General features: G+C 52.5%; 17 protein-coding genes. 13 read left to right on the plus strand and 4 right to left on the minus strand.

Annotated features, from left to right (window positions below; all coding sequences use genetic code 11):
- Positions 1–21: 21 nt before the first annotated feature.
- A complete protein-coding gene (locus tag GNT65_RS07560) occupies positions 22–774 on the plus strand; it encodes a Nif3-like dinuclear metal center hexameric protein (RefSeq protein WP_160794902.1) in 753 nt (250 codons plus the stop codon).
- 104 nt (positions 775–878) lie between these two features.
- Here the strand turns inward: GNT65_RS07560 and metG are convergent, their stop codons facing one another.
- Positions 879–2,900 (minus strand): methionine--tRNA ligase, encoded by a 2,022-nt coding sequence (metG, locus tag GNT65_RS07565; protein WP_160794904.1) that lies wholly within the window; start codon positions 2,898–2,900, stop codon positions 879–881.
- A gap of 159 nt (positions 2,901–3,059) precedes the next feature.
- On the opposite strand from metG, the gene apbC reads away from it, so the two are divergent.
- The 9 genes from apbC to GNT65_RS07610 are packed head-to-tail and all read left to right on the plus strand — an operon-like array spanning position 3,060 to position 9,993.
- Positions 3,060–4,172, plus strand: a complete 1,113-nt coding sequence (gene apbC / locus GNT65_RS07570; RefSeq protein ID WP_160794906.1) for an iron-sulfur cluster carrier protein ApbC — start codon at positions 3,060–3,062, stop codon at positions 4,170–4,172.
- 12 nt (positions 4,173–4,184) lie between these two features.
- Positions 4,185–4,820: a uridine kinase gene (gene udk / locus GNT65_RS07575; protein ID WP_160794908.1), complete on the plus strand. Its 636-nt coding sequence runs from the start codon at positions 4,185–4,187 to the stop codon at positions 4,818–4,820.
- Positions 4,821–4,847: 27 nt separating this feature from the next.
- Entirely contained in the window at positions 4,848–5,432 is a 585-nt protein-coding gene (gene dcd, locus GNT65_RS07580; RefSeq protein WP_160794910.1) for a dCTP deaminase, read from the plus strand.
- Positions 5,432–6,262 (plus strand): aminodeoxychorismate lyase, encoded by an 831-nt coding sequence (pabC, locus tag GNT65_RS07585; protein ID WP_160794912.1) that lies wholly within the window; start codon positions 5,432–5,434, stop codon positions 6,260–6,262. Before dcd ends, pabC begins: the two co-directional genes overlap by 1 nt.
- A complete protein-coding gene (gene mltG / locus GNT65_RS07590; RefSeq protein WP_160794914.1) occupies positions 6,259–7,266 on the plus strand; it encodes an endolytic transglycosylase MltG in 1,008 nt (335 codons plus the stop codon). Before pabC ends, mltG begins: the two co-directional genes overlap by 4 nt.
- The gene (gene tmk, locus GNT65_RS07595) at positions 7,263–7,895 is read left to right on the plus strand and encodes a dTMP kinase (protein WP_160794916.1); all 633 of its coding nucleotides are present in this window, start codon (positions 7,263–7,265) and stop codon (positions 7,893–7,895) included. The genes mltG and tmk overlap by 4 nt, the downstream gene beginning before the upstream one ends.
- Before the next feature lie 17 nt (positions 7,896–7,912).
- Positions 7,913–8,827 (plus strand): DNA polymerase III subunit delta', encoded by a 915-nt coding sequence (gene holB / locus GNT65_RS07600; RefSeq protein ID WP_160794918.1) that lies wholly within the window; start codon positions 7,913–7,915, stop codon positions 8,825–8,827.
- A 6-nt stretch (positions 8,828–8,833) separates the two neighbouring features.
- Complete coding sequence (locus tag GNT65_RS07605; protein WP_160794920.1) at positions 8,834–9,160, plus strand: PilZ domain-containing protein; 327 nt, start codon at positions 8,834–8,836, stop codon at positions 9,158–9,160.
- Positions 9,161–9,204: 44 nt separating this feature from the next.
- Positions 9,205–9,993: a TatD family hydrolase gene (locus GNT65_RS07610; RefSeq protein ID WP_160794922.1), complete on the plus strand. Its 789-nt coding sequence runs from the start codon at positions 9,205–9,207 to the stop codon at positions 9,991–9,993.
- Positions 9,994–10,388: 395 nt separating this feature from the next.
- Here the strand turns inward: GNT65_RS07610 and rsmF are convergent, their stop codons facing one another.
- Positions 10,389–11,849: a 16S rRNA (cytosine(1407)-C(5))-methyltransferase RsmF gene (rsmF, locus tag GNT65_RS07615; RefSeq protein ID WP_160794924.1), complete on the minus strand. Its 1,461-nt coding sequence runs from the start codon at positions 11,847–11,849 to the stop codon at positions 10,389–10,391.
- 88 nt (positions 11,850–11,937) lie between these two features.
- Here rsmF and GNT65_RS07620 point away from each other — a divergent pair, with 88 nt between their 5' ends.
- Positions 11,938–13,164, plus strand: a complete 1,227-nt coding sequence (locus GNT65_RS07620) for a nucleoside recognition domain-containing protein (protein ID WP_160794926.1) — start codon at positions 11,938–11,940, stop codon at positions 13,162–13,164.
- A gap of 121 nt (positions 13,165–13,285) precedes the next feature.
- Here GNT65_RS07620 and GNT65_RS07625 read toward each other — a convergent pair whose 3' ends face one another.
- Positions 13,286–14,158 (minus strand): TonB-dependent receptor, encoded by an 873-nt coding sequence (locus GNT65_RS07625; RefSeq protein WP_160795119.1) that lies wholly within the window; start codon positions 14,156–14,158, stop codon positions 13,286–13,288.
- A gap of 249 nt (positions 14,159–14,407) precedes the next feature.
- Positions 14,408–14,779 carry a diacylglycerol kinase gene (locus GNT65_RS07630; protein ID WP_160794928.1) on the minus strand — a complete coding sequence of 124 codons (372 nt, stop codon included), beginning with the start codon at positions 14,777–14,779 and terminating at the stop codon, positions 14,408–14,410.
- Positions 14,780–14,956: 177 nt separating this feature from the next.
- Between GNT65_RS07630 and GNT65_RS07635 the strand changes: the two genes are divergently transcribed.
- Both GNT65_RS07635 and GNT65_RS07640 read left to right on the plus strand, forming a co-directional pair.
- On the plus strand, positions 14,957–15,856 hold the full coding sequence (locus GNT65_RS07635; RefSeq protein WP_239872670.1) for a DNA ligase: 900 nt from the start codon (positions 14,957–14,959) through the stop codon (positions 15,854–15,856).
- Positions 15,857–15,921: 65 nt separating this feature from the next.
- Positions 15,922–16,386 (plus strand): low molecular weight protein-tyrosine-phosphatase, encoded by a 465-nt coding sequence (locus GNT65_RS07640; protein ID WP_160794930.1) that lies wholly within the window; start codon positions 15,922–15,924, stop codon positions 16,384–16,386.
- The last annotated feature ends 48 nt before the right edge of the window (positions 16,387–16,434 follow it).

The raw sequence follows: 16,434 nt of genomic DNA on the forward strand, positions 1-16,434 counted from the left end.
TGATTCATATGAGGAGCTTAGATGAATCGCACAGCATTGACTCGATACCTCACGGAATTTCTGCAGGTAGGCAACTACAAGGACTATGCCCCCAATGGGTTACAGGTCGAGGGCAAAGAGCGGATCAAGACGATTGTCACCGGGGTGACCGCCTGTCAGGCACTAATCGACAGGGCGGTTGAGTTAAATGCCGATGCCTTGCTGGTGCACCATGGCTTCTTCTGGAAAGGAGAGCCTGAGACCATTACCGGGATGAAGTATCGTCGCATCAAGTCGCTGATCACCAATGACATCAACCTATATGGTTATCATCTGCCGCTCGACGGTCATCCCATGTTAGGCAATAACGCCGAACTGGCGCGGGAGCTTGGGATCATAGATGCCGAATCTGTGGAGGGCGTTGCCCAGGGACTGGTGTGGCAGGGGCGTCTCGATGAACCTATGGCGCCGAGTGCGTTTGCCGAGCACCTGGCGGGTGTTCTGGGCCGTAAGGCCCTGCATCTGGGAGTGAGCGACAGGCCTATTCATCGTCTGGCCTGGTGCAGCGGTGGGGCGCAAGATTACATCGATATCGCCGTGGACTTGGGCGTCGATGCCTTTATCAGCGGTGAGGTGTCTGAGCGCACCTTCCATAGCGCGGTCGAGCAGGATATCCATTACTTTGCTGCGGGTCATCATGCCACGGAAAGATTTGGTATCAAGGCATTGGGCGAACATCTGGCAAATGAGTTTGGTCTAATTCATCATTTCGTGGATATCGACAATCCTGTGTAGAGATCTTATATGCTAATGCTGGCTTATCCACAGCATCTAAAAGAAAAGGCCGCTAAATAGCGGCCTTTCTTGTGTCATCTCGGTTATGTACCGAACAATGCGACTTATTTAACGCGCATGCCAGGTTGGGCACCTTCATGGGGCTCGAGGATCCACAGATCTTTCTTGCCGGGTCCCGCCGCAAGCACCATGCCTTCAGACATGCCGAAACGCATCTTACGCGGCGCCAGGTTAGCCACCATCACGGTCAGCTTGCCTTCCAGATCTTCCGGGGCATAAGCAGACTTGATGCCGGCAAACACTTGCTTGGTGACGCCGCCTAGGTCCAGTTGCAGCTTAAGTAGCTTGTTGGCTTCAGGCACATGTTCCGCCTTGGCGATGCGGGCGATACGCAGATCTAACTTGACGAAGTCGTCGAAGCTGATCTCTTCGCTGATAGGGTCAAGGTCAAGCTCGCTCTTAGGCGCCTCGGCCACCTGCAGGTTTTCGGTCGATGCTTCTATGATGGCTTCGATGTTCTTCATCTCGACGCGCTGCATCAGGGCCTTGAACGGTGCGATCTCATGACCGCTGAGATCCTTGGCCAGATCGGCCCAGGTCAGTTCAAGTTGCAGGAAGGCTTCCACATCCTGAGCCAGTTTTGGTAGCACGGGCTTGAGGTAGGTCACCAGGATGCGGAACAGGTTCAGCGCATTGCTACATACCTGATGGGCTTCCTCTTGTTTATCTTCTTGCTTCACCAGTTGCCATGGGGCGGCATCGGCCACATAGGCGTTGGCAATATCAGCCAGAGCCATGATTTCACGCATCGCCTTACCAAATTCACGAGTCTCGTAAAACTCGGCGATGGCATCGGCCTTGGCGAGGAAGGTCTCTGTCAGGCTAGTGTCGGCGACTTTGGCCAGCTTGCCGTCGAAACGCTTGCTGATAAAGCCAGCGGTTCGAGAGGCGAGGTTGACCAGCTTACCCACTAGATCTGAGTTGACGCGCTGGGCGAAGTCTTCCAGGTTAAGGTCGAGATCGTCGATGCGGCTGCTGAGCTTAGCCGCGTAGTAGTAACGCAGGTACTCAGGGTTCAGGTTATCCAGATAGGTTCTGGCCTTGATGAAGGTGCCCTTAGATTTTGACATCTTGGCGCCGTTCACCGTCACATAGCCGTGAGCGTAGACGCTGTTTGGCTTACGGAATCCCGCGCCTTCGAGCATGGCTGGCCAGAACAGGCTGTGGAAGTAGACGATATCCTTACCTATGAAGTGGTAAACCTCGGCGGTAGAGTCTTTCGCCCAGAACTCGTCAAAGTTAAGATCGCCACGTTTGTCGCACAGGTTCTTGAACGAGCCCATGTAACCGATAGGGGCGTCTAGCCACACATAGAAGAATTTACCCGGTGCATCTGGGATCTCGAAACCGAAGTAAGGGGCGTCACGGGTGATGTCCCACTGCTGCAGGCCTTGTTCGAACCACTCGCCTAGCTTGTTCGCCATCTCTTGTTGCAGTGAACCTGAACGTGTCCACTCCTTCAGCATCTCTTCGAAGGCGGGCAGATCGAAGAAGAAATGCTCAGTCTCTTTCATCACCGGCGTGGCACCGGATACCGCCGACTTAGGATCGATCAGATCCGTTGGGCTGTAGGTCGCGCCACAGCTGTCACAGTTGTCGCCATATTGATCTACTGACTTACACTTAGGGCAGGTTCCCTTAACGAAGCGATCCGGCAGGAACATAGACTTTTCTGGATCGAATAGCTGTGAGATGGTCTTAGACTTGATATAGCCGCCATCGCGTAGTTTGAGGTAGATCTCGCTCGCCAGCTCGCGGTTCTCGTCGCTGTGGGTGCTGTGGAAATTATCGAACTGAATATTAAAGTCGGCAAAATCCTGCTGATGCTCTTTCTGTACCTGAGCGATCATCTCCTCTGGCGCCATGCCCAGCTGCTGTGCCTTAAGCATGATGGGTGTGCCGTGGGCATCGTCTGCACAGATATAGTGACATTCGTGGCCGCGTAGCTTTTGAAAACGCGCCCAGATATCGGTTTGAATATATTCAAGCATGTGACCTAAATGTATGGGGCCATTGGCGTACGGTAGTGCGCTGGTCACGAGAATTTTACGTTGTGAAGTTGCCATCTTGTCTCTAAATCAGTAAGTGCCCAAAAAGAATGGCATAGATACTAACCGATCATCGCTAAAGTTTCATCAAAAGCTGCTTTAAGTGAACTAAATCTATCCGAATATGATGAGTTTTTCTGATACACTTAGCCAAATTTATTTTTGGAGGTAGTCGTTTTGTCTTCAGCGTCTCAGAATTATCATCTTAGTGATGATCTGCTCGGTCCGGTTTTGGCTATTTTAGATGCCCATCAAGACCCCTATTTAATGCAAGGTCTGGTGACCGCAGGTTGCGTGACCAAGCTGGATATTGAAGGCAAGCGATTGCAGCTTGGGTTGTGTTACCCCTATCCCTGCCAGAGCCAGTATCGCGATACTGTCATGGCGCTCACCAACAAGCTGGCGGTGCTCGATGCCATTGACGAGGTCGAGTGTGAAATCGATTTCCAACCCGCGGTGATCTCATCGGGCGCCGTCGAGCCATTACCCAATGTGAAGCAGGTGATTGCCGTCGCTTCGGGTAAGGGTGGTGTGGGTAAGTCGACCACCTCGGTTAACCTGGCGCTGGCGCTTGCGGCAGAAGGCGCCAAGGTGGGGATTCTCGATGCCGATATCTATGGCCCCTCTATTCCTTTAATGCTGGGTGTGCCCAACTTTAACCCTGTCTCACCGGACGGCAAGATGATGACAGCCGCAGAGGCCCATGGTATCGCCGCTCAGTCGATCGGTTTTATCGTCAGTGGTGATGAGGCCGCCGTATGGCGCGGCCCTATGGCGGCCGGTGCACTGGCGCAGCTGTTAAACGAGACCCTGTGGCCCGAGTTGGATTACCTGGTGATCGACATGCCACCGGGAACCGGTGACATTCAGCTGACCCTGTCACAGAAGGTACCGGTAAGCGGCGCCGTGGTGGTTACCACCCCGCAAGATATCGCCCTGGCCGATGCCAAGAAGGGGATCAGCATGTTCCAGAAGGTCAACATTCCCGTGCTGGGAATCGTCGAGAACATGAGTTTCCATATTTGTAGCGACTGTGGTCATAAGGAGCACCTCTTCGGTGAGGATGGCGGCCTTAAGATGGCTGCGCGTTACAATGTACCACTATTGGGGCAGCTACCGCTGCAACTTAATATCCGCGAGGATGTGGATAGAGGCACGCCGAGCGTGGTGGCGGATGGTGAGAGCCAGGTGGCCTTGTTGTATAAGGAGATCGCCAGAAAGGTGGGGGCACAACTTGCCCTGAGCCAGACACAGAGTGTCGTATCTATTTCAATTTCAGATGATGAGTAAGGTTTACAAAGCATGAATTCGCAATGTGTCATAATTGGTATCGCAGGGGCATCGGCATCGGGTAAGAGCCTAATCGCGAAGACGATTTTCGAGGAGCTATGCCGTGATCTAGGCACGGATCAGATAGGGGTTATCGCCGAGGATGCCTACTATAAGGATCAGAGCCATCTGTCGATGGATCAGCGTGTCTTGACCAATTACGATCACCCAAAGGCGCTGGATCATCAGCTGCTGTGTGAACACCTCAGCACCCTGAAAAATGGCGAGGCGGTGGAGATCCCGCAATACAGCTATACCGAGCATACCCGTATGGCCGAGACGGTCACCATGACACCGAAGAAGGTGATCATTCTCGAGGGGATCTTGCTACTGACAGATCCTAACCTGCGCGAACAGATGGATGCCAGCGTCTTCATGGATACGCCACTGGATATCTGTTTCATGCGCCGCCTGACCCGCGATGTGGCCGAGCGTGGCCGTACCATGGAGTCCGTGATGCAGCAGTACACTCAGACCGTGCGTCCTATGTTCCTGCAATTTATCGATCCTTCTAAGCAATATGCCGATATTATCGTGCCGCGTGGTGGTAAAAACCGCATCGCAACCGATATATTAAAGGCGAGAATTCAGCACCTTTTAGCAAAATAATCGCTTGATATGGGGAGTTAGGCTGGGATGCGTTTAACGGATTTAGAGATTGAAGCATGTCTGGACGATGGGTCTATTATCCTTGAGCCTCGTCCGAGCAATGATGCCATCAATGGTGTCAGCGTCGATGTGAAACTCGGCGATCAGTTCCGCGTCTTTCAAGACCATACGGCGCCCTATATCGATCTCAGCGGTCCTAAGGCCGAGGTTCAGGCGGCCCTAGACAGGGTGATGAGCGACAAGATAGTGATCCCGGAAGGAGAGGCGTTTTTCCTCCATCCCGGTGAGCTCGCCTTGGCGGTGACCCATGAGAGCCTGACCCTGCCTGCCGACATTGTCGGCTGGTTGGATGGTCGCTCCTCCCTGGCAAGGCTCGGGCTCATGGTGCATGTCACGGCTCATCGAATCGACCCAGGTTGGCAGGGAAAGATAGTGCTTGAGTTCTACAACAGCGGCAAGCTGCCCCTGGCCTTGAAGCCCATGATGACCATAGGGGCCCTCAACTTCGAGCGCCTAAGTTCGCCCGTTGCGCGCCCCTACAATAAGCGCAAGAGCGCTAAGTACAGGGATCAACAAGAAGCCCTTGCCAGCCGCATTAGCCAGGACAAGTGATGTCGAAGGCTATCTGGGTAAACGGTCAGCAAGAGGACAGTGTTTCGGCGTTCGACAGGGGACTCGCCTACGGCGATGGCCTGTTTGCCACCATGCGCTGCAGAGGCACTAAGGTACTCTTCTTAGAGAACCATCTGCTTCGCTTGGCCCAAGGGGCTAATCGTCTTGGGTTACCGCTGCCAGAAGCCGCGCTGACAGAGCAAATAGCAAAGGCCTGCGAGCAAGGGGCTAAACAGTTCTCTCAAGATTATTGTCTTAAGGTCCTGATAAGCAGAGGCACTGGTGGGCGTGGCTATATGCCGCCGCAAACGCCCGCGCCGACTTGTGTGTTGTCGCTGCATGAGATCCCCGCGCATTACCTTCAGTGGCAAGCTGATGGCATCAAGCTGCAAGTTAGCCAGGTGACACTTGGTCAGCAGCCGCTGCTGGCGGGCATGAAGCATCTTAATCGTCTCGAGCAAGTGCTGATCCGTACACATCAATTAGATGTTGGCTTCGATGATTGGCTGGTCTGCGACACGGCTGGCAATATCATCGAGGCCTCTATGGCTAACCTCTTCTTTATTAAGGGACGCACCATAGTTACGCCAAGCCTGGAACAGGCGGGGGTTGCCGGTGTGATGCGCGAGCAGTTGCTACTCTGGTTTGTCGAGGCTGGCTTTAATCTTGAGGTGCGCCGCGTGTCGCTGGAAGAACTCGCGCATTTTGACCATGTTCTGGCCTGCAACAGCCTGTTTGGCGCGGTCGCCGTGAATGGCATCGCGGAGCATTCATTCGGCCATAGTCCTTTGATAAAGCAATTGCTACACGATCTAAAAATAATATTATGAAAAAACTGATCATAGGTGTGCTGACCGCACTCTTTAGCCTATTAACCTTGAGTGCGATTGGCCTGTATTGGGTCTATCAGAGCGTAGTGAGTTACGGCCAGATGCCGCTTAGGCTCGATAGCCCCGTCGAGTTTGAGGTGGCGCGTGGTACCTCCTTTTCACAGATGGCGAACGCCTTGGCACAAACCGGTGCGGTGGACGAGTTATGGAAGCTCAAGGTACTGGTAAAGTTGCGCCCAGAGCTTGCCAAGATCCGCAGCGGTCTGTATCAACTCTCCCCCAACGACACTGTGGTTGAGCTGCTTGAAAAGCTACGTCAGGGCAAGGAAATGGTCTTTACCGTGACCCTTGTTGAAGGGCAGAGTATCAAAGAGTGGCGCGAACAACTCAAACAGTTACCACGCCTGAAATGGCAGGATGGGGCTTTTATGCAGGTGCTGGAGGATAATGGCGATGAGTCTAAGCTGCCCGAGGGCAAGTTCTACCCCGACACCTACCACTATGGCAATGGCGATTCGGTCAAGGTGATCCTGCAGCAGAGCTATCAAAAGATGCAACAGGAGCTAGACAGGGCCTGGCAGGAACGTGATCAGAGTATCCCGCTTAAGAGTCCCTATGAGCTGCTGACCATGGCATCGATCATCGAGAAAGAGACGGGCAAGGCCAGCGAGCGTCCCTGGATTTCTGCGGTCTTTACCAATAGGTTACGTAAGGGGATGCGCCTGCAGACAGATCCTACGGTGATCTATGGCATGGGTGAGCGCTATCAGGGCAATATTACCCGCAAAGATCTACGCGAACATACGCCTTTTAACACCTATCGTATTCATGGCCTGACGCCGACCCCAATAGCGGCCCCGAGCGGCGCGTCTTTGATGGCGGCGGCTCGCCCGGCCGATGTCGACTACCTCTATTTCGTGTCGAAGAATGACGGCAGCCATATATTTTCTAAAACATTAACCGAGCACAACCGTGCTGTAGACAAGTATCAGAGAAATCGATGAAGCAAGACAGCGCGAAATTTATCGTTATCGAAGGACTGGAAGGGGCTGGCAAGTCGAGTGCCATTGCCCTGGTGAGAGATTTTATCGAGAAACATAACGGCCAGGCGCCCGTGTGTACCCGTGAGCCCGGCGGTACGCCGCTCGCCGAGCGCATTAGGGATCTGGTAAAGATAGCCGATCCTAACGATCCCCTGTGTGATGAGTCAGAGTGTTTGCTTATCTATGCCGCCAGGGCGCAACTGGTGGCCAATGTGATAAAACCAGCTTTGGCCCAGGGGAACTGGGTGCTAGGCGATCGTCATAACCTCTCATCTCTGGCCTATCAAGGGGGCGGGCGTCAACTCATGCCGCTGGTCGAGGCCGTGAGCAATGCGACCCTGAAAGATTTTAAACCCGACCTTACGCTATATTTGGACATAGACCCTCAGCTTGGCTTGCAGCGCGCCAGAGACAGAGGCGCCCTGGATAGAATCGAGCAGCAGGCGCTGAGTTTCTTCGAGCGCGCCAGGGCAACTTACCTGCAACTGGCCGAGCAAGACGAGTCTATCGTGGTGATCGATGCCAGTCAGACTATGGCGCAGGTGCACAAAGAGATCTTGGCCGTGTTACAGCGCCAAGATTGGTCATGACAACAGCGGAAGTCATAATGAATCTACCTTGGTTAACCCCAGTTCGTGAGGCTTTCTGTGGTCAGTTGATGACTGGCCGGCAGGGACATGCCTATCTCTTGGGGATTCACCAGGGCTATGGCGGCATGCAACTTGCCAATACCTTGGCTCAGGCCAGCCTGTGTATGGCGCCGACGGCCAATGGTGCCTGCGGTGTCTGCAAGGGCTGTCAGTTGTTTATCGCCGGTAACCATCCCGATTGTTACTTGCTAGAGGCCGACGGCAATCAGATTAAGGTAGATCAAGTCAGAGAGCTGTGCCAGAAGTTGACTGCCACCGCCCAGCAGGGGGGAAGACGAGTCGCGATCGTTAAGAACTGCGAGCGACTCAATACGGCGGCGGCCAATGCCCTGTTGAAGACGCTGGAGGAGCCGGGCAAGGAGACCCTTCTGTTGCTGCAGAGTGATACCCCTAGCCGTTTGATGGCCACCATAAGCAGTCGTTGTCAGCGCCTACATTGCCAGCTGCCGAGCCGCGAGGCGGTACAGGAGTGGTTGGCGGTTCAGTTTAACTTAACGAGTGATGTGACTTGGTGTCTGCCGATTGTCGGTGGCCCAGTGGATCTGCTTGCCGCCCTAAATGACGGACGATACGAGGCCTTGATTGGCCTGAGAAAAGCCTGGGTGCAAAGTTTGTCGTCTGGGCACCTGTGTGCTAACTTAACTAATATAGATGAAAAGCAAGTTTCTGATGCACTTAAAGTTTTGTATGTTGTCCTGCGACAAAAACTGGTGAAGCAGAAAGATGCTGATGCATTAATTAACATCAAGATAACAAAATTTGCAGCCAAGGTTATGGAGACGTATCATAACCTGAGTATGATGCCTAATGTGAATTTTATGGCCGTTTTTCAGTCGTTTATCATAGAGTATCAGTCGCTAACAACAAGTTAAAATAATATGGTCGATCTCGTGGTTAATTTTGATACATTACATCAGCTATACAGAGCCTACATGCCCTTCATACAGCCTGCGGGCTTGTTTGTGGCGACGACCGAAAGCCACTACCTAGGTCAGGAGCTTACCATCGCCTATCAACTTCCTGGCTCGACCGCGCGTCACGAGTTTCAAGGCCTGGTAGTGTGGATCAACCCCTTGGGCGCATCCGGTGGGCGACCGGCGGGCATAGGGGTGAAGATCATCACCGACGCCTCGACCCACAAACATCATATTGAAAGTCTACTTTCCCGCGAACTCGCCTCAGGTGATTTGACCTGTACCATGTAGATAGCTATCCTTTGGCTCCTTTTGTAGTGACTTAGGATTTTTGCGTGCTTATCGATTCCCATTGCCATCTCGATCGCCTTAAAGCGGCGCCCGACCAGGACTCATTGAAGACTTTGCTAGCCCAAGCCAAGGATCGCGGCGTGGAGTATTTCCTGTGCGTCAACGTGCGTCAGCAAGGTTTTGCCTCTATGCAGGCGAAAATGGCAGCCTTCGATCAGGTGTTCCTGTCGGCAGGCGTGCACCCGTTAGATGTGCAGGAGGGGCTGGATACGACTCAGTTGCACAGCTATCTACAAGACCCTAAGGTAGTCGCCATCGGTGAGACAGGCCTGGACTATTACTATTCGGGCGAGACCAAGGCGTTGCAACAGCAATGTTTCGAGCAGCAGATCGCCCTGGCGGTCGAGGTAGATAAGCCGTTGATCGTCCATACCCGCGATGCCCGTGAAGATACCATCGCCATGCTTAAGGCCGGTCAGGCGGACAAGGTGGGTGGCGTGCTGCACTGCTTTACCGAGAATTGGGAGATGGCCAAGGCCGCCATAGATCTGGGCTTCTATATCTCTGTGTCTGGCATAGTGACCTTTAAGAATGCCGGCGAGCTACGCTCTGTGATCCGCAAGGTGCCAAAAGACAGGCTCCTGGTGGAAACCGATGCGCCGTATCTGGCGCCAGTGCCTCACCGTGGTGAAGAGAATCAACCTGCGTTTGTTCGGGATGTGGCTGAGTTTGTGGCCGAGCTACGCGGTGAGAAGTATGAAGAGCTGGCTGAGTATACTGGTGACAACTTCTTTAGCCTGTTTAAAGACGCGGCAAAGCTAGTGCAAGCCTAGTTTTTGGTGAAAGCCTAATGTTTGTTGAGAACCTAGTGTCTGTTGATAAATAGTCACTGGCGAAAGATGCGTGCTTAGCTGCTGGGGGCATAGACAAATGTCGCAGAGCTAAGCACTAAAGTTGTCATCTGGAAAACAACCAAGCAAGCAGTTAAGCTCGCAAGCCAAGAGAAGCTGATAAAAAAAGACCCAAAACTATTCCAATTGTTCTGGGTCTAGGGGAATGGCTCTTTGCAGAGCCGTGCGCTACTGTTTGAGATTGCCTCGAATTTCGTCTCAGGCTTTTAGTGTAGTCAAACTCTACCTCACTGCCGGGCTCGTCTAGGTAAATCTTAGATTAAAATGTAACAAAATGTTATCTTGCGGCTGTTGACGTTAATTCAGTCGCTTTCGCTTTAGCCTGAGGCAGCGCCTGTGTTATCCTCTGTAATTATCGAAGAAGGGCAGATTTTATCTCGTACCAGGTCTCTAGGCAGGCTGTTCTTTAGCTTATTCCCCAAGTGCTTCACCAAGCCTAAGTGGGCGCCCTGGTAACTCACCAACTGCTCGCCTTGTGGTTTCTCTTTACTGGCTAAGGCGATATCACGGCCCATCAGGTATTGAATCGCCTGAGCCTCATCAAGCCTGATCCCTTGGGAACTGCCGGCCAGTGCCATGACGGCCTCATGCCTGGGCTTAAAGCCTTTCTTCAGGGCATCGGCCAGCTTGAGGCCAATCCGCTGAAAGCGAATTTTGCCGATGAGAGGCTCCACATTGCTAGGAAACAGCCAATACTCATCGTCTCTCTGCATCAAGAGCCCCTGACCGTCAAGCTTTATGCCGAAGCTTGTATCGAAATAGTCGCATAGGGCCAGGCGAGACTTCTTGTCGATAGGACTAAAGGGAAAGTTCTTCTGCTTGCGCGGTTCTTCGCTGTTTCTGGGCACCTCGGTCAGCTTGGTTAACTTGGCGATGAAGAAACCTTCGCTGTCGAAGATCTGCGGCCAGACATGGAGGAAGCCTTCACCGGTACAGGCTTTCTCGGCGTCTGGGAAGAGGCTGGCTAGGGAGTCAAACTGCACCGCATCGCCATAGGTGGCCTTGAGGTGCAGACAGACTTCCTGATTTTCGCGGCGATTGAGGGTGCAGGTGGAGTATACCAGGCTGCCGCCCGGCTTTAACGCCAGAAAGGCAGATTCGATTAGGTCGCGTTGCACGCTGGCAATAGCCTCTATCTCATCTGCGTCCCAATGTTTGAGGGCATCGGGATCTTTGCGCACCGTGCCTTCACCGCCACAGGGGGCGTCGAGCAGTATGGCGTCGAAAGTCTCGAACAGATACTCGCCAAAGACTCTGGCATCGAAGTGGGTGAGGGCGAGATTGCTGGCGCCCATGCGTTGCACGTTGGCGTGCAGCACCTTGACCCGACTGGAGGAGTATTCGTTGGCGACCAACAAGCCCTGGTTGTTCATCAGGGCCGCAAGCTGAGTAGTCTTAGAACCCGGCGCCGAAGCCATATCCAGTAGGGTGAGGGGGGACGCATCCTCTATCGGCTCGGGAAATAGCGCCTTAGGTGGCAGCATGGAGCTGGCCTCCTGAATATAAAATAGTCCCTGAATATGCTCTACCGTGTTACCCAGCTGCACCGAGTCACCCACCTTTACCCAGAAACCCTCCTCGCACCAGGGCACAGGTTCGAACTGCCAGCCTTTGGCATTCATCATGGTGAGAAAGTCAGAGGTCGTTATCTTGAGAGTGTTGACCCTGATGGAGGGACGTAGGGGCTTGGCGCAATAGCTGATAAATTCATCCATCGAGAGATGATCCGGCATATCTTTCGCTATGCTATTGATAAAATTTTGATTTAGTTGAACCATAGGTAACAGAATAGAGATATCGTTAGTCGCCAGTATATCACATCCATTATTGGGCCTTGAGCAAAGCTTAGGGTGAAAGGAGTCTCGGGTGTTAAATCGCGTTTGGTTTGCCTTTTTTGTCGCCGCCTTAGTCGCAATCGCCATCAGTCTGTTTCAGGGACAGTGGCAGATCCTATCTGCCGTGGTCGAAGCCCTGTTTGCCAGTGCCAAGTTAGCCGCCGAAATTGCTTTGGGGTTGATAGGCGTACTTTCCCTGTGGATGGGCCTGATGCGGGTAGGGGAGAAGGCCGGTGTGGTGGGCCTCTTCGCTCGTTTGTTTGAGCCTTTGCTGAGCCGCTTAATGCCAGAAGTGCCGCGGGGACACCCCGCCTTTGGCAGCGTCACCATGAACCTGACGGCCAATGTACTTGGCCTAGACAATGCCGCGACGCCCCTTGGGCTTAAGGCGATGCAAGATCTGCAGAGCCTGAATCCGGTCAAGAGTGTGGCTACCAATGCGCAGATCCTCTTCTTGGTTCTCAACACCTCTTCCGTTACCTTGGTGCCGGTCACCGTATTTCTCTACCGCGCCCAGCAAGGTGCCGAGTCGCCAGCGGATATCTTTCTGCCTATCTTGCTGGCCACCACGGCCTCCACCCTGGTGGGCGTATTAGTGGTGGCCTTCTATCAGCGGATCTCACTGCTGAATAGTGTCCTGTTGGGCTACGGTGCCCTGATGTTGGCGGCGGTATCTACCTTGGTGTTTTATCTAGGCACGCTAACGGTAGCTGCCATAGGTGAATTTTCAACGGCGCTGGGCAACGGCATCTTAGTGCTGCTGATCTTCAGCTTCATTCTGGTGGCGGGGCTGCGTAAGGTGGCTGTGTATGATGAGTTTGTTGGCGGCGCGAAAGAGGGCTTTAATCAGGCGGTGCAGCTGATCCCTTACCTGCTTGCCATGTTACTGGCCATCGCCTTACTGCGCGCCTCGGGTGCGTTGGATTATCTGCTTGGGGTCATCGCCGCCCTGGTCAATCTGCTGGGGGGGGATACCCGGTTTGTCGACGCCCTGCCCACCGCCTTGATGAAACCCTTTAGCGGTTCGGGTGCTCGTGCCATGATGCTGGAGACAATGCAACATTATGGGGTCGACTCGTTTGCCGGCCGCTTAGCGGCCGTGGTGCAAGGGAGTACCGAGACAACCTTCTATGTGCTGGCGGTCTACTTCGGCGCCGTGGGGATACGTAACGGTCGTCATGCCCTGGTGTGTGGCTTAAGTGCGGATTTTGCCGGGATATGCGCTGGTATCTGGGTCTGCTATCAGTTTTATGGTTAATTGATGCCCGCACAAGGGGCGGCTGCCAAGCTAGCGGTCGGTCATACACAGTCGAGTATTAAAAAGAAAAATGGCCGTTAGGACCCAAGCCTAACGGCCATATCAAGATGGCATTTGGCGCTTAGAAGCGATAGCTTACCGATAGCATGGGCCCGATAAAGCTGTAGTACAAGTTATAGTCGGCCACGTTGAGCTGATCTGAGATGCTGTGTTTAAAGTCGACATCGACCTTGTAATAGTTAAAGGCGGCTGACATACGCCAATTCTTGGTGATCTCGGCTTCGACACCGGCGCGAATATCTATCAGACTGCCCTTGATATCGTCCAATTTGATGTAGAAATACTGAGCGTGGGCGTTGAACTTGAAGCCTGGGCTGAACTCATAGTCGCCGTACAGTCCGACATCCGGCAAGGGCGCCGTGACCTCTTCATCGACAAATCTTGGTGATGCCGTTTGCGCACATTGTTGTAGTGTCTCTCCCTTGGCACAGATACCTATGTCGCCGTCGAAGGCGGTCTTGATAAACATAGTATGGAGGCCTAAGGAAAGACCGAGGTTAAAGTTATTTCCCTGATAGAAGTTATAACCATATCCCAGGCGTGCAATGTCGATATTCAGGGTTGTCTCTAGACGAGCACCCGATTGAACGTCATAAACTTGATTGTCTAGGGTGACCTGAAAGGGGACGGTGAGATTTTTTACCTCTGCAGTACGATGCAGCTGTTTCCAGTCGAAATAGATGCTGTGCCGAGAGTTGAAGTGGTAGCTGGCCTCGAAAAACGGTAGAAACTGCGATTCTTCTAAAGCTAAGTCCTCTTCGAAATCGAGCTTAAAATTATTGCCCTGAACCGGGTTGGTGACATCCATGCTGGAGTTAGAGTTGGAGTAGAAACCGCCAATTTTTAACATGATCTCACTAGGTTCTACCGGTGCCGACACCGAATAGGAATTGGCAGCTCCAGCGGCTAATACCGAAGAGCTAAAGAGAGACAAGCTAAATATGGCGACCGATTTAATCACTAACTACAACCTCTATCAACTAATAATAATTATAAGTTATTGATTTATTTAGTAAGACTTTTTTACTACGCTATCATTCTAACAGGATATTTAAAATTGTGAATGATTTGTATCAAAAAATGTCAAGGTTGCGGCGTTTTTGTTGATATTGAGAGCTGGATTACACAAATAAAAAGGCTCCCGATGATGTATCGAGAGCCAGGTATTAAAGTCTGAAGCGGGTTAGAAAACCAGTGGCCAGAGGATAAGTAGCCAAGTGACGCCGCACAGGGCCAGAGCGATAAATACTGCCGCCGAGGCGATATCTTTTGCCTGACCGCTTAGGGGATGGATCTCGTGACCGATACGGTCGACCACCGCCTCGATGGCCGAGTTAAGTAGCTCGACGATCAAGACTATCATCAGCGTCATGATAAGCAGGATACGTTCGACCAAGGGCACCTCTACTAATAGGGCGATTGGTAGCATGAAGGCGACCAAGATCAACTCTTGGCGAAAGGCAGCCTCCGATTGCCAAGCAAGCTTAAGTCCTTGCATCGAGAAGCCTGTTGCTCTGAAGATTCGTTTGATGCCGTGATTATTTTCCGGTTTCATAGGTGTCCATTTCGTTTTTGTCGTTTAACTGTTTCCGCTCGGCCTGAGCTGGCGGGGGCAGGCCTGTTACAATTTGGGCGCCAGTATAACACTCTAGTTACCAGCGTAACATCTGCCTGATAGGCTTTGGGCTAAACTTAACGCTTAGCTGTCACCCTATTGCTCAAGGAGGAGCCAATGTCGTGTACTAGTCGGTCAATCTTTATCGGGCGCGCCGCGCTATTTCTATGTTGTGTCTCACATGTGGCGATGGCTAACGACTCCCCCAGTTTTCCAGGTGGCGCAGTGAGCCAGCTTAAGCCGAAACAACAGCCAGGATTGCAGTTGGCAGGTAGGCGCGAGGCCGACCGACCTATATCAGAGTATCTGGTGAGCGAAAAGTTCGATGGCGTAAGAGGACGCTGGACGGGCAACTCGATGATGACCCGCTCTGGTCATCCAATAAGAGTGCCTCCCTGGTTTACCAAAGGCTTTCCTAAAGACCCCTTAGATGGCGAGTTGTGGATTGGTCGCGAGCAGTTTGAGGCTATCTCTGCCTTAGTTCGTAATAAAAATGCCGACCCTGAGCGTTGGCGCGCCGTCTCGTTTCTGGTCTTCGATTATCCCGCTATAGATAGCCCCTTTGGTGAACGTTACTCGCTAGCCGTTAAACGCTACGCACATCTATCACCTTTCTTGCATGTCATTCCTCAAAGGCGAATTCAAGATAGTCAGGCGTTGAATGTTGAATTAGACAAAATGGTGGCACAAGGGGCTGAGGGCCTGATGCTGCATCATCAGGATGCTCGCTATCGGGCCGGGCGCAATGGTGACTTAGTGAAGCTCAAGCGTTATCAGGATGCCGAGGCTAAGGTTATCGCCCATCTGCCGGGGAAGGGGAAATACCTGGGAATGATGGGGTCGCTAGAGGTTGAAACGAGTGGGGGGATCCGTTTTAAGCTAGGCACTGGCTTTAGCGATGAGCAGCGTCGGCATCCTCCGGCCATTGGCAGCACGGTTACCTATAAGTATTATGGCCTGACTCAAAATGGTGTACCCAGGTTTGCCAGCTTTATGCGAATTCGTGAGCCGCTTTGAATTCGCATGCCGTTTGGGATAAGCATTAAATTAATAATGTAGGTTTTGAATAAGAAAGGAAAAGTATGTCAAACATCAACTCTGTCCTATTTGTCTGTCTCGGGAATATCTGTCGCTCTCCAACGGCCGAGGCGGTATTTAGAGGCCTGCTTAACGAGCGGGGCCTCTCGATCGTTTGTGACTCGGCGGGTACCTCTGATTACCATGAGGGGGAGGGGCCAGACCGACGGGCTCGTCAGGCTGGCGAGCGCAGAGGCTTAGATTTCAGTGACATTCGTGCCAGAGGGGTTAGAGACGATGACTTTGAACGATTCGATCTGATCTTGGCGGCAGATAAGGCTAATTTGCGAGATTTGCGTGTTCGCTGTCCAGCTCAATATCAGTCAAAGCTGGCCTTGATGCTCTCGTTTCTAGATGAGGGAGAGCGGGAGGTGCCAGACCCATACTATGGCGGCGATGCGGGTTTTGAGCAGGTTTTGGATCTACTGCAGCAGAGTTGTGAAAAACTGCTGTCGCAGATTGCTAAATAAGCATGAACTTGATGCACAACCGCTTGCTAGTGACAATTTAGAAATATT

This window comes from Shewanella insulae, assembly GCF_009831655.1.
Lineage (GTDB): Bacteria > Pseudomonadota > Gammaproteobacteria > Enterobacterales > Shewanellaceae > Shewanella > Shewanella insulae.